The organism is Virgibacillus sp. Bac332, from assembly GCF_003667785.1.
Classification (GTDB): Bacteria; Bacillota; Bacilli; order Bacillales; family Amphibacillaceae; genus Virgibacillus; species Virgibacillus salarius.
In genome coordinates, this window is sequence record NZ_CP033046.1 from 489,614 (window position 1) to 508,182 (window position 18,569).

An 18,569-nucleotide genomic window follows, 5' to 3' on the forward strand; every position below is an offset into this window, starting at 1 on the left:
TCCCCCTCTTAGGTCAGCAAGTCATTTACAAACTTAGGTAAAGCGAAAGCAGCCATATGCAGCTCAGAAGTATAATACTTTGTATTGATTGTGCTAAATCTTTCTTCTTTTACCTTTTGTGGATCATGTATTTTACTTCCCATTGTAAATGTCCATAATCCACTTGGGTACGTTGGAATATTAGCAGTATATAATTTTGTTATAGGAAAAATTGCTTTGACATCATGATACACCTGTGTAATTAGATCTGCTTTAAACCAAGGATTATCTGTTTGTGCAACAAATATCCCATCATCCTTTAATGCTTGAGAAATACCGGTGTAAAACCCTTGTGTAAATAGATTAACAGCCGGGCCCACCGGTTCCGTTGAATCTACCATAATGACATCGAAGGCTCGTTTGCTATTTGCTATATATAAGAAGCCATCCTCTACTTTGACTTCAACCCGAGGGTCTTCAAGATAGCCAGCTATCGTGGGCAAATATTTTTTGGAATAGGTAATCACCTGCCCATCAATTTCAACTAGTACAGCTTTCTCTACGGAAGGGTGCTTTAGCACTTCTCGTATAACGCCCCCATCTCCGCCTCCAACAACTAACACATGCTTTGGATTAGGATGGGTGAACAAGGGAACATGTGCCAACATCTCATGATAAACAAATTCATCCTTTTCTGTAGTCATTACCATATCATCAAGTACAAGCATTTTTCCCCATTCTTCTGTTTCTATTATGTTTAAATCCTGATAATCCGTTTGCACGGTAGTTAACGTTTGCTTTATTTTTGCTGTAATTCCAAAATTAGCTGTTTGCTTTTCAGTAAACCACATGCTCATACGAACACATCCTTTCCATATAACGACAATAAAATTATAGAGAAATTTGACAAAAAGACAAGCATTTTTTTCACATACGTTTATTTGCCTATATCTTTTCCCATAATGCTAGTAAAGAACACATAAATTGTAACTTTATGGAGAAAAGGATATGTTCATTCACTAAACATTTTCGGGTTATTCCCCACCTATATAATGAAAATTCAATCCATTGGGGGTTTTGTTTATCCACCTCACTGATTGTTAGGTGAACTAATCTTTACTGGCGGTTGATCCCCCACTTACCAATAGTGGTTTCTCTTTATTGCTTGAAGTGGGGGGCATACTCCCAGTTATATGCGGGATAAAAGTGAAACTTTTTCACCTGGCTTTGATAAGCTTTTTTTACCTTTAACTTAGGATATGAGGGAAAAGAACATGGCAAAAAAAAGAAAGATACGAATACATAAATTATTTCTGATTAGCATTGGATCTCTATTCCTTACTGGAATTTCCTTATTTATCTTTGTTTACTTGCTAAGCTTTGTTTTAGGTCCTCCAGAATTAGCAAATGATCAGAATACCATTCTATATAGCAGCTCAGGAGAAATCATTGGCGAACAGCATGGAGGAGAAAATCGAGAATGGGTAAATCTGAAGGATATGTCGGAGGCTGTTATCCAAGCTACAGTAGCGATTGAGGATCGTAATTTCTATGAACATCATGGATTTGATATAAAGCGAATCTTTGGTGCACTATTAAAAGACATTCAAACATGGTCACTAAAAGAGGGAGCCAGCACCTTAACTCAGCAATATGCGCGAAATTTATATTTATCACATGAAAAGACATGGTTACGAAAGATGAAGGAGGCATTTTATACTGTTCGTTTAGAGATGTTTTATTCAAAAGATAAAATCTTAGAGGGGTATTTAAATACGATTTACTATGGACACGGGGCATATGGTATCGAATCGGCAAGTAATTTATTCTTTGATACAAGTTCCAAACAGTTAACGTTAGCGCAAGCTTCCATGTTAGCAGGTATTCCTAAAGGACCAACCTATTACTCTCCATTAAATGATAGTAAAAGAGCAGAAGATCGACAGAAGCAAATTTTACAGGCAATGTATCAGCAAGGCAAGATTACAGAAATGGAGTACAAACAGGCCGCTCAAGCGAAGTTAGTATACAAAAAATCGAATGCACAGGAAAAAGAGCGAGTAGGTCCCTATTTTCAAGACTTCGTAATAAAGGAGGCTGCTGATCTGCTAAATATGGAAGTTGAAGGGATACGTTCTGGAGGCTACCAAATTCACACAACACTTCAAAAAGATCATCAGCTACTATTAGAGGAACAGATAAATCATGCGATTACACCTACAAGTGAAGTACAAGCAGGAGCCTTAGCAATGAATCCAAATACTGGAGGAATCATTGCAATGGTTGGGGGACGTAACTATCAAGAAAGCTCCTTTAACCGAACCGTTCAAGCAAAACGACAGCCTGGTTCTTCATTCAAGCCGTTCCTTTACTATGCTGCTTTAGAGAATGGCTATAAACCGAATACGATGCTACCAAGCAAACCAACTACATTTCAATTAGCAAATGGGGAAACCTATCAACCAAGTAATTATAATGGCTATTATGCTAACAAGGAAATAACGTTAGCCCAAGCATTGGCATTATCAGATAATATATATGCCGTTAAAACAAATCTGTTTGTTGGACCTAAAACTTTAGTAGAGACTGCAAGGGAATTTGGGATCACAAGTAAACTTCCAGAAGTTCCTTCACTAGCACTTGGCTCAGCAGCTGTATCTATGAAAGAAATGGTTACTGGATACAGTATGTTAGCAAATGGCGGGTACAAGATCGATGCCCATTCCATATCCAAAATTATTGATCATAACGGCAAGACCGTCTATAAACATAAATCTGAAAAGAAAAATCAAATACTTGACCAGAGAAAAACATTTATTCTAACGCATTTAATGACAGGGATGTTTGATCACGAACTTGATGGGTATATGCCCGTTACGGGTTCAACAATTACCGATCAACTAAATCGACTCTATGCTGGAAAATCTGGATCAACCAATTCTGACAGCTGGATGATTGGCTTTAGCCCCTCAATTGCCACTGGTATTTGGATAGGCTATGACGATAACCGTAAAATCGAAAAAGTTGCAGAGGAACGATATGCAAAGGAAATATGGGCTGATTTTATGCAAAAGTCTCATGAAAATTTACCAAACGAGACCTTTTCTGTACCCAGCGGAGTCATTGGAGTACCCGTTGATCCTACAACCGGAAAGCGTGCCACTCCTTATTGCAATACAAGTAGGGTGATGTTCTTTGAGAAAGGTACAGAGCCCCATGAATATTGCACGGAGCATTTCCATCACAGCCAAGAAGATAAGGATGTAAAAAGAGAAGATAAAAGCATCGTCGAAAAAATATTCGACCTCTTTGATTAACCATTTTTACCTGAGCAAGATTCATCAAACAAACAGTCTTGTTGAAACTCGAAAAATTTTTATGTAAATATAGTGGGATACAGCTAATTGTTACTACAGGCGAACCTTCTAAAACAGATTCTCCTGAACAAAAGCGCAAATGCCCAATTGGAAACGCGGCGACTGGAACGAGTCAACGGAGATAAAGGAATCACGGTGAGTTTGCGTGTCGATGATGACTTAGCTTAAGGTGAGTCGCCTAGTTTCTGGACGCTGGAGTTAGACGCCGCTCAACAGATCCATATTTATCTACATGGGCTAAATTTATAGTATCCTATACTAAGAAAAACTGAGCAAAATTCGCTCAGTCCTTATCACTAAATGCTCAGATTCACGCTTCCTCTAGTAGCTATTATGGAATAATAGCTACTGCTTGCTTGACCACCACTCCGGCTGTCCACTTCCCTTTCCGTGGGGTTTGTCCTTCAGCTAACTTTTTTAGCAAAACCCGCTCAAAAAAGTGGATCTTCAGGTCAAACATTTCCCACAGGAGTTGAAGTGGCCGGCCTTCGCTATTATCAGGCTCTACAACGCTAGCATGAAGTAACACAGCTGCTTTTATACTCACGGATAACGATTTTCACTTTACCCATTGTAAAAAAAGTCAACCTATTACTTATGACAAGAATTGTTGCACCTTCTCATAGCGGAGACTAATTACGTAGACTCCTGCGGGATTAGCGCGAGCCGAAAATCCACTTTGCAACGTGTTCTTCTTTGCAAAGTTAGTTGAGGCCGTGCCCGCGGAAAGCGAAGTAATTCGTCGGAGCATTGCCAATATACATCAAACATTTCAAAATAACTACTTGGCTTAACGCAGTCATTGCACTGATTTTATACTTTCTTAACTTATAAAAAAGAAGCCGAATCCAGATATACTGGTTTCGGCTTCTTTTTTGTCCTAGTAATACATGAGTAGCCCATGTACTCCTATATTTTACAAATTTCTAATACAAAGTACAAGATAAAATCGATTGCTTTAGCTCGACGTCACAAAATGTTCACTTTTAAATGTTAGCATAAGGAAGTATTCTTAACAATTATTGAATGATTGTAAGAAGTAAAGACTTCGCCGTTTTCCACTTCAATACATCAAGTTTATCACGCTCTGTCCATTAGCAATGGATGTCAACTATCCAACCCTTGTACTCTTTTGAAATCACTCAAGCAATGAAGAAAAAACAAAATGGTTAAGTGTGGGATCAACTGCCAGTAAATGTCCGATTGGTTCGGGCCTACATGGAAGTAGGTCACAAAGGCGTTGCCACAGGCGTGGCGAATGAAGCCTTTGTACGTATATGTTTCAGTAAAAACCGGTGGAGCTTACTGCCAGTTATATGCGGGATAACAGATTTACGAAAACCTTCTAGGTTGGCTAGATTGCCAAGCTAGAAGGTTTTCTCCTTATTCTGGAAGTGAATCTTTCAATTCATCTTTGGAATTTTTCCACATGTCTGGATCAAATTCAACCAAGAAATCCTTTAATAATTTCTTAGAATGCTCATCCATATGGTCTACGATAACTTTACCTTTTAACGACTTTTCCATATGTGTAACATGCTCAGGCATGGATTTGTAGGCTCGTTTAATCGAACGGTCAACGCGTAGCTCACTACCTGCTACACCAGAATAATATGGTCCATTTTCACCTTGATCAACATTCACCCATACAATCCAATATAATTTACCATTGGGTACCTCGTTTTTATCATTCAAATATTTTACGCGACGTTCGATATCACTTCTTGCATGCATTGCTGCCATATCAACATAAGCCTTATTTTCATTGGGATCCACAATTACGGAAGACATGTTTTCTAAACTAATCGAACCATATCCGTAACCACCATGTCCATCCGTTGAATCATCCTTAATGATCGTAAAGTTATTTTTTTTCTTATTCGAAGATTGATCGGAACTCATCCCAGAACCCTCCTTCTATGTTTACTGCTTTTTATTGTAGCATAGGTATTACCATGTTGACACCTATCTGTCTCTATTGCTTCAAGCCTTCAATAAAAGCGTGTGCCGCTTGTATTTCTTCATTCGTATATTTTTGCTTTGGTTTCACCGTATGTACCTTTGCAATATTTTCTTCTGTCGATAAGCCATCAAAATATAGCATTGTTGCAACAAGCTCTAAAAATCTAGAGCTTTTCCCCTTCATTGCTTCCACCTGACTGGAAAAATCGGGCATGTCCATTGCAAACTGATGTAAAAATTCTTCCCCATCATTTGTAATTGTATAATGATATTGATAATAATTGCTTTTATCTTCCTTTTCCTCATGAATGAACCCCAAATTACATAATTCCTCTACTCGTAATGTTAGCTCTTCCGAATAGGGACCATAGAAATGAAATTCATACTTTTCTTCAAAAGGCATACCACACTTTTGAAGGATATAAATCATTTTTTGAAGCTTTTTCCTGCCAGTGACTTCATTAGCAACGGAAAAAAACTGCATTAGCTTTGCATGATTAGTTAGCATTCTTTACCTCTCCCTGACCACTAAGAATTTCTTCTACACGTTTCTTCACCGTACTATCTTCTATCTTCTCTATTAAATCAATAGGAAAGTACAATTTGTGATCCGTTCGTTTTTTTCCAGAAATGGATTCAACAATTTCCGACTGTCTAGATAACTCCCTCAACTCACCATTTGGCATAAGCAAATGAATGGGTAACCGCTCCTCCTCTTCCCCTGGGCGATAAAAATCATAGGGTAAATCAGATGAGGAATCGACTACAAGATAGTAGTCTGGATCAATTCCTGCATTCATAAATAGGCGATGCAGCTCCATCCATTCATTCATTTGTAGGTTCGGGTTAAATTCAATATATTTAAACAACCTTCGATTGGTAAATCGTTCACACAAATCGCTCAAAATGTCATCTTCTTCTTCCTGCCAAAGTTGAAAATAATAGGAAACAATCCCCTCATCTAATTTCAAATAATCTTGTAGTTTAACATCCCCAGTAAAAAACGAGAGAAAGTGCGTAGGCTCCAGTTTAAATGTATAATTTGAATCTTCATACAATACCTTTGCTCGATGAAGGATTTTCGATAATATGACTTCTGCACTTCTTGTAACAGGATGAAAATAGACTTGCCAGTACATTTGATAACGACTCATAATATAGTCTTCTACCGCATGCATGCCCGTATACTTAATAACAACTTGATCCTCCATTGGACGCATCACTCGCAGGATTCTCTCCATATCAAAATGTCCATAGCTAACCCCAGTAAAATAGGTATCTCGTTGTAAATAATCCATGCGATCCGCATCAATTTGACTGGAAATTAAACTAACAACTAGCTTATCCTTATAAGTTTTTGCAATAACATCTGACACATCCTGCGCAAATCCTTTTACTACACGTTCCAATATTGCGTTTACCTTCGTATCACCTAATATAATCTGCTGTGTGAAATATTCGTGATCTAATTTAAATACTTTTTCAAACGAATGGGAGAACGGGCCATGTCCCAAATCATGCAATAACGCAGCACATAAACAAAGAAGACGTTCCTCACTGTTCCAATGTGGTCGTCCTTCGAAGTTAGTTATAATTCTACGAACAATCTCATAAACACCAAGAGAATGATTAAATCGGCTATGCTCAGCACCATGGAAAGTTAAATTCGTTGTACCTAATTGCTTTATTCTACGTAACCGCTGAAATTCCGGTGCTGCAATTAAATCCCATATCACCCTGTCCTTTACATGTACGTACCGATGTACAGGATCTTTAAATACTTTTTCTTCATGTAATTGTTCATCTTTATATGCCATGCATTCCCATCCGTTTCTTTTCGACGATTTCTTTTTATTATATAATAGATAAAGTGAACCTTCAATCAGGTTTTTACTGATTGGTAGGTGAACCAATCGGACATTTACTGGCAGTTTCCACTATTTTCTCTTCATGATATGTACTATAAATTGAAAGGGAATCTTACTGCCAATAGTGGCGGGATAAATAAACGAAAAAAGTAAGAAGCTAAACATACTAATACCTGGAGCATTCGTTTATTATTCAAGTAAATCAAGGAGTAAACTATGAAAAATTGGAAAGATTTGATACAACAAGATACATTTCGTTACATCGACCACTCTACACTAACTACCTTCAATAATGAAGCTTATACAGCCATACATTCGTTTGCGATTGATGATGCCCTGGCTCTTTCAATTAGTCATAGGTTATCACCACCAACTATGCGCTTATGGGTTCATCCAAACACCATTGTACTTGGTATTCCAGATGCAAAGCTGCCTTATATCGATGAAGGTATACAGCTGCTGAAAAGGGCTGGATTTCACGTAGTTGTTCGCAATTCCGGTGGTTTGGCAGTTGCTTTAGATAACGGTGTACTAAATATTTCATTAATCCTTCCTGGAGTAAAAGATCTATCCATTCACGAAGGGTATGAAGCTATGGTCCGTTTTGTTACGTACATGCTTGATGATCTAACAGATCAGATTGAAGCATACGAAATTGTTAATTCCTATTGCCCTGGAGATTATGATTTAAGTATTAATGGGAAAAAATTTGCAGGCATTTCACAACGTCGGGTGAAGGATGGTGTCGCTGTGCAAATTTATTTGGATGTTGAAGGCAATAGCTATAAACGGGCGAAAGTAATTAGAGATTTTTACGATATTAGCAAAAAAGGAGAGAAAACTAAATTCACTTACCCTTCGGTAGATCCACATGTGATGTCTTCGTTGTCAGACTTATTGAATACACAACTAACCGTGGAGGATATGAAAGTTAGAGCGAAGAAATCCTTAGCAGCTTTCAATAACGAGGTGATTGAACAGCCATTTTCTGATTCGGAACAGGCGGATTACGAAAAGCGTCTCGAACAAATGAAAAAACGAAATGAACGAATTGAATCCACAAGCACCTGAAATGATACATTCTATTAAAAAAAACTGAGCAAATTTCGCTCAGTCCTTATCACTAAATGCTCAGATTTACGCTTCCTCTAGTAGCTATTATGGAATAATAGCTACTGCTTGCTTGACCACCACTCCGGCTGCTCACTTCCCTTTCCGTGGGGTTTGTCCTTCAGCTAACTTTTTTAGCAAAACCCGCTCAAAAAAGTGGATCTTCAGGTCAAACATTTCCCACAGGAGTTGAAGTGGCCGCCCTTCGCTATTATCAGGCTCTACAACGCTAGCATGAAGTAACACAGCTGCTTTTATACTCACAGATAGCGATTTTCACTTTACCCATTGTAAAAAAAGTCAACCTATTACTTATGACAAGAATTGTTGCACCTTCTCATAGCGGAGACTAATTACGTAGACTTCTGCGGGATTAGCGCGAGCCGAAAATCCACTTTGCAACGTGTTCTTCTTTGCAAAGTTAGTTGAGGCCGTGCCCACGGAAAGCGAAGTAATTAGTCGGAGCATTGCCAATATACATCAAACATTTCAAAATACTACTTGGCTTAACGCAGTCATTACACTGATTTTATACTTTCTTAACTTAGAACAAAAGCGTGAGCGCCCGATTAGAAACATAGCGACTGGAGCGAGTCAACGGAGATAAAGGATTCATGGAGCTTGCGAGCCAATGATGACTTATCGTATGGCGATTCGTGAAGTCGCCTCTTTTCTGGATGCTGGAGCTGAACGCGGCTCAACACGCCCCCTATTTAGCCACATGGCTAATTTTATTTTTTCCTAGATCACCAAAAAACGAAAGATAATTAACCTACACTAATTATCTTTCGTTTTTTATTACTTTTGTCTAAGCCTCCATAGCAGATAACTGGAATATACTTTCTTTCCACGGAAAACAAATTTCAGCCTCTCCTCAGGATAACACTCACTGTGGATCTTTAAACCGTTTCTCCTTCCGTAGTCTGTATATTCAAGTTTTTCATCTAAAAAGGTTTCCGAAACAATCCCTTTCATTATTCTGCTTGAGCAGCAGTAATTAATGCTAAATTATAAACGTCCTCTGCACTACAGCCTCGTGACAGATCATTTACAGGCTTGTTCAAACCTTGTAAGATCGGACCAACTGCTTCAAATTCACCTAAGCGTTGGGCAATCTTATAGCCGATGTTTCCAGCTTCAAGACTTGGAAATACAAAGACATTAGCATCACCCTGAAGTTCAGCATTCGGTGCTTTTTTCTTTGCTACACTTGGAACGAATGCTGCATCGAATTGAAACTCTCCATCAATAGTTAAGGAAGGATTCTTTTCCTTTGCAATGTTTAGAGCTTCAACAACTTTTTCCGTTTCCTCTGACTTAGCTGAACCTTTAGTAGAAAAACTAAGCATAGCTACACGTGGCTCCACGCCAAATAATTCTGCAGTTACCGCACTTTCCACTGCGATTTCAGCAAGATCTTGACTATTTGGAGCTATATTAATGGCACAATCAGCAAATACATATTTCTCCTGTCCTCGCACCATAATGAATACACCTGATGTTTTTTGGACACCTGCTTTTGTCTTAATAATTTGTAATGCAGGTCTAACTGTATCGGCAGTTGAATGCGCAGCACCACTTACTAGTCCATCTGCTTGATTCATGTAAACAAGCATTGTCCCAAAGTAATTCTCATCTAGTAGAATTTTTTCCGCGTCCTCTTTGGAAACTTTACCTTTACGACGTTCCACAAACGTCTCCACCATCAAATCAAATTCTGGAAATTCAACTGGATCCATCAATTTACAACGAGATACATCTACTCCAATGTCCTCTCCCTTTTGTTTAATAACCGTTTTATCACCAATTAATATTGGTGTTAGGATGTCAGCTGCTGCCAACTGACTAGCTGCTGTCAATATACGTTCATCTGTCCCTTCTGGAAACACGATAGATTTATTTTGGTTAGAAACCTTTTCTTTCACTTGCTCAAATAATTGACTCACTTTTATAAAACCTCCTAAATGGATATAGTTAAATAGTAGATGATTTTTTACATAAATTAAAGCAATTCCTATCTAGCTTTATACGTTTTTTGACAGTCTTATGACAATATAGCGAACGATGACGAATTGATATGTTTACGTCATGAATATACTGCCCAAATTATGCTATAGTAAAAACAGATCGTAAATAAATTAAAAGGTGCTCGTCATAACCTTACACACATAGTTAAAGGAGAGATAAATATGGTAGAAGCAGTGGAAACGATGGACGGCTGGTATAGCCTCCATGATTTTCGTACAGTAGATTGGACTTCCTGGAAACTTGCTACAGAAGATGAGCGTAAGGAAGCAATTGACAGCCTTCAACATTTACTTGTTAAATGGGATAAAGTTGAAGATGGGAAAGATGGAAGTCATGCCCTTTATAATATAGTAGGGCAAAAAGCAGATCTTATGTTTATGTTCCTTCGTCCTACAACAAATGAATTAGCTACCATTGAAACAGAATTGAATAAATCAAAAATGGGTGAGTTTTTAATACCTGCTCATTCCTATGTTTCGATTGTAGAACTTTCAAAATACCGACCGTATAAAGAAGAGCATCCGGAAGAAATACCAGAAATAGCCGCAAGGTTAAAACCAATCTTACCAAAATGGGAGCATGTATGCTTTTATCCGATGGATCGGCGACGCCATGGTGATGAAAACTGGTACACGCTTGAAAAAGATGTGCGAGGTAAACTGTTATACGAACATAGCATGACTGGCAGAAAATATGCGGGTAAAGTCTCACAAATTATAACTGGTTCCATTGGTCTTGATGACTGGGAATGGGGAGTTACTTTATTTGCTCATGACCCATTGCAATTTAAGAAAATTGTCTATGAAATGCGTTTTGATGAAGTAAGTTCTAAATACGGAGAATTTGGTGAATTCTTTGTAGGAAACCATCTTCCAAATGAAGCAATAGCAACATATTTGGAAATATAAGCCTCCTACTTAGCGAATTAAAAGATGTCCATGAATTGGGCATCTTTTTTATAGTCTAGGAAATTATAAAATTTAAGCCTATGGGTAAATATGGGGTCGACTCGTAATCACAGCGTGATTCCTTTATCTCCGTTGACTCGCTTCAGTCGCTATGTTTCTAATCGGGCACTTGCGCTTTTGTTCTTTTCCTTTAACAAAGCAAACGTAACATTTGATTTTATAACATATTTTCAATGCCTGCCACATACATATACTAATGCAACCAGAATGGACAGAAATGAGGAATGCAAATGGCTCTTGTCGCACATACAGATAATGATGTGGCGTTGTTAGCAAGATTAATGCGTGCGGAAGCGGAGGGGGACGGGGAGTTAGGAATGCTTATGGTAGGTAATACAGGTATTAATCGTGTCATTTCTAATTGTCTTGATTTTACAGAAATTCGAACGATTAATGATATGGTATTCCAAAGCCCTGGTGGGTTTGAAGCGACACAAAAAGGTTACTTTTACCAGCGAGCACGCGAAGCTGATAAACGGTTAGCTCGTAGAGTCATTCAGGGAGAACGACAGCATCCAGCAACAAATTCGTTATGGTTCTTTATGCCCGCTGGAGATTGTCCTGCTCAATGGTATGGTCAATGGAATGTAGGAAGATTCAAGTCTCATTGCTTCTATGCACCTACCGCCTCTGAATGTCCTTCCGTTTTCCGATAGTGAGGCATTAATATTTACTAATAGGAGGGTTTTACATGAGTGAAAACCAGGAAAATAACAATCAGCAAGCAGGAAACGGATATCAACCTTATCCGTATTACTATTATCCACCTTCATCTCCAGCTTATTATCCAAGTTATAATATGAGACAATACCCACCAACACAACAACAGACACAGCAACCATATCCTACGACCAGTAATCAGGGAATGCTTCCCATGCAGGAATCATACATCGAAAATATTCTTCGTTTAAACCGAGGAAAAGAAGCTACTGTTTATATGACTTTTGAAAATAATGACCAGTGGAATGCAAAAGTTTTCAAAGGGATCATTGAAGGTGCAGGCAGAGATCACATTATTCTAAGTGATCCGCAAACGGGTAAACGCTACCTCTTGCTGATGGTTTATTTAGACTATGTAACCTTTGATGAAGAACTAAATTACGCGTATCCATATGCAAATACCTCATACTCACCACGTTAAAAATCAAAATACGATCTAATAGAAAAGGGATGACACAACTTCCTTTGTGTTATCCCTTTAGCTATTAGATGTTTAGCAGTAAACAGAAAGGATGGATTCCATGAAGCATCCTTATGAAAAATTTATATTAGTCGAACTTATTACATTAGCTTGTGCCGCTGTAATCGGATTAATTGCACTTATAAAAGGCTATTTATTCTTAATTCTTTTCTGTCTTTTCCTTATTTCCATTAGTCTCGTATGTGATGGAATGATGGAATGGAACTTATACAAATCCATTCAAGCATTAAAGCAAGTGGCTCGTGCAGTACTTATCGTATTATTTTCTATCTATTTCCTATTTCAACTATAAACTATCGTATATAAAGCTATAAATGTTTTACAGCGAATGTACCCAATAGCACCCAGCCAATCAAAAATGCTACACCACCGAGCGGTGTGATCATTGCAAAGGTTTTAATTGCAGTTGTCGAATAAATATACAAACTTCCCGAAAACAGAATGATACCGATAAAGAACATCCAGCCTGCCCAAATAATACTAGCAGGATCAGCCTTCATCATTAATAATCCTGTTACTAATAATGCCATAGTGTGAAACATTTGATAATTTACTGCTTTTTCCCAGGTTGATAAAGCTTTTTCTGAAAGTCTTCCTTCTAAACCATGGGCACCAAACGCTCCCAACGCTACTGCTAAAAACCCATTAATCATGCCTAATACTAAAAATAGCTTCACGATTTACACCTCTTTATTAAAAATCAAAAATTGAATCCCCATTTGCTTCATCGTGTTCATTACCCGAGCTTGGTTTTGATGGTCTATGTAGTTTCGCATCATTATCGCCAAGCATCGCCTTCATCTCTAAGGGAGAAATACCATTAACCTTAGCCCTAACTTGATCTTTTGCACTATCCTCAAGGAACAAATCACATAATAAACGAACATGACGAATATGCTTCACCAACTCTTCAGTGTTATTATCTTGATCTTTTGCTTCGTTTAGTTCATTTATCATTTTTTGTATGATTGTGGTATTTGCCACTGCCATTCATCTTGCTCCTTTCTTTTCTACCTCTTTTCATTATAAAAGCTGTGCTTCAGTAAAACAAACGTTTATTTGCATCATTCTCTCTTCATAAATCACTTTCTATAACAATAAGAAAAACTGAGCAAAATTCGCTCATTCCTTATCACTAAATGCTCAGATTTACGCTTCCTCTAGTAGCTATTATGGAATAATAGCTACTGCTTGCTTGACCACCACTCCGGCTGCCCACTTCCCTTTCCGTGGGGTTTGTCCTTCCGCTAACTTTTTTAGCAAAACCCGCTCAAAAAAGTGGATCTTCAGGTCAAACATTTCCCACAGGAGTTGAAGTGGCCGGCCTTCGCTATTATCAGGCTCTACAACGCTAGCATGAAGTAACACAGCTGCTTTTATACTCACGGATAGCGATTTTCACTTTACCCATTGTAAAAAAAGTCAACCTATTACTTATGACAAGAATTGTTGCACCTTCTCATAGCGGAGACGAATTACGTAGACTCCTGCGGGATTAGCGCGAGCCGAAAATCCACTTTGCAACGTGTTCTTCTTTGCAAAGTTAGTTGAGGCCGTGCCCACGGAAAGCGAAGTAATTAGTCGGAGCATTGCCAATATACATCAAACATTTCAAAATAACTACTTGGCTTAACACAGTCATTGCACTGATTTTATACTTTCTTAACTTAGAACAAAAGCGCAAGCGCCCGATTAGAAACGTAGCGACTGGAGCGAGTCAACAGAAATAAAGGAATCACGGTGTGCTTGCGAGCCGATGATGGCATATCGTAGGGCGATTCATGAAGTCGCCTCGTTTCTGGGCGCTGGAGCTGGACGGCGGCCTAACACCTCCATATTTATCCACATGGCCTAATTTATAATTTCCTAGACTACAAAAAAGTCCTGAGTATTGCAGGACCTTGTTTTTTCGTATACTGGTTATCTTTTTCCCTATCAACTCGATGAAAAAACGAATGAGCATCAGTTTCCATACTCTCTACCCCAATTCCAAAATTCTTTTGGGTTGTTCTTCTTTATAGCGTTTATACATCCATTGCAAAAACCTGATTTCGTTATCCTGCAATTTTCTGCCAAGCTTCTTCTCCATATCTTTACATATTTCTAAAAAGCTAACCATACGCTTAAGATTCCCCCTAGTATGAAACGAGTTGATAATGCTATTCTATTGTACCTCGGTTTATGGTGATTATCAACTACAATATGATAAATAGGCAGAATTTACAGATAACTACTGTTTTTGACAAAATAGATTCCCTGTATTATGACAATTTTCCCTCCCTAAGCGAGCTTGTGAAGTATTTTCTTCAAATCCTATATTCATCGCCATCATGGCACATTTAAATGACGCAGGAACGAAATCAAAACCATGAAGACGAACCATACATTGCATTCGCTATATATGGAGACGAGACTTCTTGAAAAAAGAGCGCTTTTTTTGCATGCGATGTATCGCTTATCCTTTGGGAAGATATCGGCACCCCCTTAGTGTATAGCACGATAATCCGTCATCAGCCGAAGAGCAAGTATATTTCCCAAGTGGGTTTTTGCACGAAATTACTTCCTATTTACATTGAAATCATTTTATCGCAGCCTCATTCATTATTCTGAACGATCTTCAAGCTTGTTTTCAAGCTCAGTAATACGAGCCCGTAACTCGTTAACATCCTCCTTTGTCGCTAACCCAAACTCTTTAGCGAGCTTCTGTGTTTGCTCATATTGCTGCGTATTCCATTCATCCTTTTTCATTTCACCTTTCTCCACAAAATTTTGCAGAACCGTGCGTGCTTGATCTTGTGTTAGTTCATTCTTATCGACCAGTTGCTTTACCTTGCGTTCAAACTTCTCTTTACTAGTTACTGCAGCTCCTAATCCCAAAAGAAAACCTTTTTTTAAGACATCATTCATGTGTATCTCCTCCTTATTACTTTGATCGAATGTTGCGGTAATGCTTCATGAATAATAAAATCATCATTACAGCAAATATACTTGCTCCGGATATAGCAATGGTGGTCAATCGCCCTAAGTTTTGGTAATAGCCAAATAGGATACAGCTAACACTAACCAATAGTAGAACAAAACAGATTACTTCAAGTAAAACAAAGTAATTATGTGTCAGTTGCTTTTGTTGCTTCTCTCTCTCCCACTTTCTTTCCTTTTCCCCATTTTCTAGCCAACCTAACATAGCTTTTGGAAAGGATAATACTGGTTGAACTGCATCCTTTACATATTGCTTATAAATGGATTCCGCTAAATTTCTCCCGCCAAACCATTTTTTAATTTTAGGCTTTGCCCATTTCTGCAAATCTATATCTGGATAAATGGCTAGTAGGATACCTATAACGATTGATATCGCTCTTCCTAAATACGCATAATCCGCTGATAATTGGATTGGCTGATCACTTATAAACAAACGAATATCTTCTTTTAATTGTTCCATTGTATGAGCATCCATTGTATTTAATGAACCATTCTGATACATAGCAATGGTCTGTCTAATCATTTGTTTTAATTTCTTTCGATTCGCCTGAGGTAATATGAAATTCATTTCATCTAATGTTTCGATTACCCGATCGTAATCATCCATAATTATATTTTGTATTAGTTTTTTGAAATAATGCGTATCCTGCTTTCGTACCTCTCCAACCATGCCAAAATCAATAATTACAATCGTTCCATCCTGTTGAATCAAGATGTTTCCAGCATGGGGATCTGCATGAAACATACCTTCATTCAAAAATTGCTCTAGATAAAAGTCAAATAAGCTTCTAGCTATCTGCTGCGTTGAAACCTGATGTCGATGCATATACGAGACATCCGTTATTTTTGCACCGTCTATCCACTCCATCACCAAGACCTTTTTCGTACATAACTGCTCTATATAATTTGGAATATGTATGGCCTTATTATCTTGGAATCTCTCTTGAAAGTAACAGGCATGCTTTAACTCTTGTTGAAAATCTAGCTCCTTATTCATAACCGTGATAAGTTCTCGGTATAAGGAAGGTAAATCGGCCTTCTTACCAAATGACGTAAATACAGAAATCAACCAAAAAACGATTCGAAGTGCTTTAAAATCTATATGAAAAATTTCCTCAACACGATAACGCTGTACTTTTATTGCTACGTCTGAATGGTCTTCTCTTAACTTGGCTAAATAAACTTCACCTATGGATGCAGATGCGATGGACGTCGGTTTAATATCCTCTATATATTCATAGATGTCCCCTCCCCATTCCTCTTCTAATAGCTTCCGCGCATAGCTAAACGGCATTGGTGGGACACGATCAACCAATCCACTTAGTTCTTTGAGGAACGCATCGGGCATAAAGTCAGTCCTTGTACTAAGGAATTGCCCAACCTTAATTAATACACCGCCTAATTCAACAGCCTTATTACGATATTCTCTTGCTAATTTTGTTACTAATATATTCCATTTAGCGATCGTCCGGTCATCCCATACTTTATTTCTAAAATGGAACTTGTACATGAGAAAAATAAATTTGATTGTCATCCAGATCATGATACTGCAGCGATATACTAATCTATATTTAAGCCCCTTATTCACCTTCAACACCTCTTTAGATATGTACCCGATTATCTACTTATTTAAAACAAGTCGGTCCTAATAAATAGTTGGATAATGCGTATATTTCCCTTATAATAAATAAGAAATATGGAACAATGGGGGTTCTTATGAAGAATAATCACTTTACCATAAAAGACCATATTAAGGTTATCATCCCATCCTTAATTGGTATCTTTTTATTTATGTCACCTATACAGACAGAAGAAGGGCTTACGATACCAATAGCCATACTTGCTGGGAAGGTTCAAACCCTACTTGCTGATCAGTTATCTGCTATTATGATGGTAATTATTGTTATTACTGCAATAATGAGTGTATTCGCTAAGCTTATAGGAAGGGAAAAATTAAAAGGGACTCCTTTTTTTCAACAGCTTTTTCATGTGAGCACATTTTGGACAATTACCCGTGTTATAGCTGCCATATTTGCAGTAATGGTTTACTTCCGTATTGGTCCAGAATTTGTTCATGGTGAAGCAACTGGACAATTATTACTTGATGATCTGTTGCATGTATTATTCGCCGTATTTTTATTTGCCGGATTGTTTTTACCATTACTTATGAATTTTGGTTTACTTGAATTATTCGGTACATTAATGACGAAAATCATGAGACCATTATTTCGTTTACCAGGACGTTCCTCCATTGATTCTTTAGCATCTTGGGTTGGTGACGGGACAATTGGCGTATTACTTACTAGTAAACAATACGAAGAAGGTTACTATACAAAACGAGAAGCTGCTGTAATCGGTACAACATTTTCTGTCGTATCGATCACCTTTTCATTAGTAGTGATATCGGAAGTTGAACTCCAAGATATGTTCTTACCTTTTTATGGAACAGTCTTAGTAGCCGGATTTATTGCTGCATTAATCATGCCTCGGATTCCTCCGCTCTCGCGCAAATCCAATACGTATGTAAACGAAGAGGCGGAAGGATTATCTGAAGAAATTCCGAAAGGTGACAACGTGTTTACCTTTGGATACCGAAAAGCATTGAACCGTGCAAAGAAGGAAACAAGTGTGTATAAATTCATAAAAGAAGGTGGCCAAAACATCCTAGACATGTGGATGGGTGTCGCTCCTGTCGTGATGGCATTTGGACTGATCGCCTTAATAATTGCCGAAAATACACCTGTTTTCCAATGGCTTGGTATGCCATTTATACCGTTATTAGAACTCTTACAAATTCCTGCTGCTGAAGCAGCTTCAGAAACAATCCTAATTGGTTTTGCAGATATGTTCTTACCAGCTATCTTTGCTTCTTCCATTGAGGCAGATATAACCCGCTTTACTATAGCTGCACTTTCTGTAACGCAATTAATTTATATGTCTGAGGTTGGGGGATTATTATTAGGGTCTAAGGTACCGGTATCTTTTAAAGATTTGGCAATCATCTTTTTGTTACGTACAATAATTACCCTACCCATTATTGCAATCATTGCTCATATTATCTTTTAAGCTGCTATGCTATTAATGTAACCAAAAACAG

At 37.9% G+C, this 18,569-nt stretch carries 20 protein-coding genes; 7 read left to right on the top strand and 13 right to left on the bottom strand.

Going from position 1 to position 18,569, the window contains the following annotated elements; translation table 11 throughout:
- Nucleotides 1-8 precede the first annotated feature (8 nt).
- On the bottom strand, nt 9-836 hold the full coding sequence (gene speE, locus D9782_RS02275; RefSeq protein ID WP_026681817.1) for a polyamine aminopropyltransferase: 828 nt from the start codon (nt 834-836) through the stop codon (nt 9-11).
- A 417-nt stretch (nt 837-1,253) separates the two neighbouring features.
- On the opposite strand from speE, the gene D9782_RS02280 reads away from it, so the two are divergent.
- Nucleotides 1,254-3,296, top strand: a complete 2,043-nt coding sequence (locus D9782_RS02280) for a transglycosylase domain-containing protein (RefSeq protein WP_121603967.1) — start codon at nt 1,254-1,256, stop codon at nt 3,294-3,296.
- Between the two features lie 391 nt (nt 3,297-3,687).
- Here the strand turns inward: D9782_RS02280 and D9782_RS02285 are convergent, their stop codons facing one another.
- From D9782_RS02285 to D9782_RS02300, 4 genes are all read right to left on the bottom strand, one after another.
- Nucleotides 3,688-3,903 (bottom strand): hypothetical protein, encoded by a 216-nt coding sequence (locus D9782_RS02285; RefSeq protein WP_121603968.1) that lies wholly within the window; start codon nt 3,901-3,903, stop codon nt 3,688-3,690.
- A gap of 836 nt (nt 3,904-4,739) precedes the next feature.
- The gene (locus D9782_RS02290; protein WP_121603969.1) at nt 4,740-5,258 is read right to left on the bottom strand and encodes a YwhD family protein; all 519 of its coding nucleotides are present in this window, start codon (nt 5,256-5,258) and stop codon (nt 4,740-4,742) included.
- A gap of 73 nt (nt 5,259-5,331) precedes the next feature.
- Nucleotides 5,332-5,826: a YwgA family protein gene (locus D9782_RS02295; protein WP_121603970.1), complete on the bottom strand. Its 495-nt coding sequence runs from the start codon at nt 5,824-5,826 to the stop codon at nt 5,332-5,334.
- On the bottom strand, nt 5,816-7,135 hold the full coding sequence (locus D9782_RS02300) for an HD domain-containing protein (protein WP_121603971.1): 1,320 nt from the start codon (nt 7,133-7,135) through the stop codon (nt 5,816-5,818). Before D9782_RS02300 ends, D9782_RS02295 begins: the two co-directional genes overlap by 11 nt.
- 267 nt (nt 7,136-7,402) lie before the next feature.
- On the opposite strand from D9782_RS02300, the gene D9782_RS02305 reads away from it, so the two are divergent.
- On the top strand, nt 7,403-8,257 hold the full coding sequence (locus D9782_RS02305) for a lipoate--protein ligase family protein (RefSeq protein ID WP_121603972.1): 855 nt from the start codon (nt 7,403-7,405) through the stop codon (nt 8,255-8,257).
- Between the two features lie 132 nt (nt 8,258-8,389).
- On the opposite strand, the gene D9782_RS22665 is transcribed toward D9782_RS02305, so the two are convergent.
- Nucleotides 8,390-8,560: a hypothetical protein gene (locus D9782_RS22665; protein WP_162986311.1), complete on the bottom strand. Its 171-nt coding sequence runs from the start codon at nt 8,558-8,560 to the stop codon at nt 8,390-8,392.
- 710 nt (nt 8,561-9,270) lie between these two features.
- Complete coding sequence (pta, locus tag D9782_RS02310) at nt 9,271-10,242, bottom strand: phosphate acetyltransferase (RefSeq protein ID WP_026681823.1); 972 nt, start codon at nt 10,240-10,242, stop codon at nt 9,271-9,273.
- Nucleotides 10,243-10,485: 243 nt separating this feature from the next.
- Between pta and hemQ the strand changes: the two genes are divergently transcribed.
- The 4 genes from hemQ to D9782_RS02330 all read left to right on the top strand — a co-directional run bounded on the left by hemQ (nt 10,486) and on the right by D9782_RS02330 (nt 12,785).
- Entirely contained in the window at nt 10,486-11,232 is a 747-nt protein-coding gene (gene hemQ, locus D9782_RS02315) for a hydrogen peroxide-dependent heme synthase (protein ID WP_026681824.1), read from the top strand.
- Nucleotides 11,233-11,522: 290 nt separating this feature from the next.
- A complete protein-coding gene (locus tag D9782_RS02320; protein ID WP_026681825.1) occupies nt 11,523-11,948 on the top strand; it encodes a cell wall hydrolase in 426 nt (141 codons plus the stop codon).
- A gap of 35 nt (nt 11,949-11,983) precedes the next feature.
- Nucleotides 11,984-12,433 carry a spore coat protein GerQ gene (gene gerQ, locus D9782_RS02325; RefSeq protein ID WP_026681826.1) on the top strand — a complete coding sequence of 150 codons (450 nt, stop codon included), beginning with the start codon at nt 11,984-11,986 and terminating at the stop codon, nt 12,431-12,433.
- Between the two features lie 100 nt (nt 12,434-12,533).
- Nucleotides 12,534-12,785 (top strand): hypothetical protein, encoded by a 252-nt coding sequence (locus D9782_RS02330; protein ID WP_026681827.1) that lies wholly within the window; start codon nt 12,534-12,536, stop codon nt 12,783-12,785.
- Between the two features lie 16 nt (nt 12,786-12,801).
- On the opposite strand, the gene D9782_RS02335 is transcribed toward D9782_RS02330, so the two are convergent.
- The 6 genes from D9782_RS02335 to D9782_RS02355 form a co-directional block, all read right to left on the bottom strand.
- Nucleotides 12,802-13,170 (bottom strand): DUF423 domain-containing protein, encoded by a 369-nt coding sequence (locus D9782_RS02335; RefSeq protein WP_026681828.1) that lies wholly within the window; start codon nt 13,168-13,170, stop codon nt 12,802-12,804.
- A gap of 16 nt (nt 13,171-13,186) precedes the next feature.
- Entirely contained in the window at nt 13,187-13,483 is a 297-nt protein-coding gene (locus D9782_RS02340) for a YwdI family protein (protein ID WP_026681829.1), read from the bottom strand.
- 180 nt (nt 13,484-13,663) lie between these two features.
- Nucleotides 13,664-13,879, bottom strand: coding sequence for a hypothetical protein (locus D9782_RS02345; RefSeq protein ID WP_121603973.1), 216 nt, complete (start codon nt 13,877-13,879; stop codon nt 13,664-13,666).
- A gap of 592 nt (nt 13,880-14,471) precedes the next feature.
- Nucleotides 14,472-14,612 carry a hypothetical protein gene (locus tag D9782_RS22670; protein WP_162986312.1) on the bottom strand — a complete coding sequence of 47 codons (141 nt, stop codon included), beginning with the start codon at nt 14,610-14,612 and terminating at the stop codon, nt 14,472-14,474.
- Between the two features lie 482 nt (nt 14,613-15,094).
- A complete protein-coding gene (locus tag D9782_RS02350; RefSeq protein ID WP_026681830.1) occupies nt 15,095-15,400 on the bottom strand; it encodes a phasin family protein in 306 nt (101 codons plus the stop codon).
- 16 nt (nt 15,401-15,416) lie between these two features.
- Nucleotides 15,417-17,006 (bottom strand): ABC1 kinase family protein, encoded by a 1,590-nt coding sequence (locus D9782_RS02355; RefSeq protein WP_240455791.1) that lies wholly within the window; start codon nt 17,004-17,006, stop codon nt 15,417-15,419.
- 182 nt (nt 17,007-17,188) lie between these two features.
- Here D9782_RS02355 and D9782_RS02360 point away from each other — a divergent pair, with 182 nt between their 5' ends.
- Nucleotides 17,189-18,538 (top strand): YjiH family protein, encoded by a 1,350-nt coding sequence (locus tag D9782_RS02360; RefSeq protein WP_026681832.1) that lies wholly within the window; start codon nt 17,189-17,191, stop codon nt 18,536-18,538.
- Nucleotides 18,539-18,569 lie beyond the last annotated feature (31 nt).

Coding starts and splice junctions, on each gene's coding strand:
- D9782_RS02320 (WP_026681825.1), top strand. CDS start 11,523: ATGGCTCTTGTCGCACATACAGATAATGATGTGGCGTTGTTAGCAAGA.
- speE (WP_026681817.1), bottom strand. CDS start 836: ATGAGCATGTGGTTTACTGAAAAGCAAACAGCTAATTTTGGAATTACA.
- D9782_RS02330 (WP_026681827.1), top strand. CDS start 12,534: ATGAAGCATCCTTATGAAAAATTTATATTAGTCGAACTTATTACATTA.
- D9782_RS02305 (WP_121603972.1), top strand. CDS start 7,403: ATGAAAAATTGGAAAGATTTGATACAACAAGATACATTTCGTTACATC.
- D9782_RS02300 (WP_121603971.1), bottom strand. CDS start 7,135: ATGGCATATAAAGATGAACAATTACATGAAGAAAAAGTATTTAAAGAT.
- D9782_RS02295 (WP_121603970.1), bottom strand. CDS start 5,826: ATGCTAACTAATCATGCAAAGCTAATGCAGTTTTTTTCCGTTGCTAAT.
- D9782_RS02290 (WP_121603969.1), bottom strand. CDS start 5,258: ATGAGTTCCGATCAATCTTCGAATAAGAAAAAAAATAACTTTACGATC.
- gerQ (WP_026681826.1), top strand. CDS start 11,984: ATGAGTGAAAACCAGGAAAATAACAATCAGCAAGCAGGAAACGGATAT.
- D9782_RS02355 (WP_240455791.1), bottom strand. CDS start 17,006: ATGACAATCAAATTTATTTTTCTCATGTACAAGTTCCATTTTAGAAAT.
- D9782_RS02340 (WP_026681829.1), bottom strand. CDS start 13,483: ATGGCAGTGGCAAATACCACAATCATACAAAAAATGATAAATGAACTA.
- D9782_RS02280 (WP_121603967.1), top strand. CDS start 1,254: ATGGCAAAAAAAAGAAAGATACGAATACATAAATTATTTCTGATTAGC.
- D9782_RS02350 (WP_026681830.1), bottom strand. CDS start 15,400: ATGAATGATGTCTTAAAAAAAGGTTTTCTTTTGGGATTAGGAGCTGCA.
- hemQ (WP_026681824.1), top strand. CDS start 10,486: ATGGTAGAAGCAGTGGAAACGATGGACGGCTGGTATAGCCTCCATGAT.
- D9782_RS22670 (WP_162986312.1), bottom strand. CDS start 14,612: ATGGTTAGCTTTTTAGAAATATGTAAAGATATGGAGAAGAAGCTTGGC.
- D9782_RS02360 (WP_026681832.1), top strand. CDS start 17,189: ATGAAGAATAATCACTTTACCATAAAAGACCATATTAAGGTTATCATC.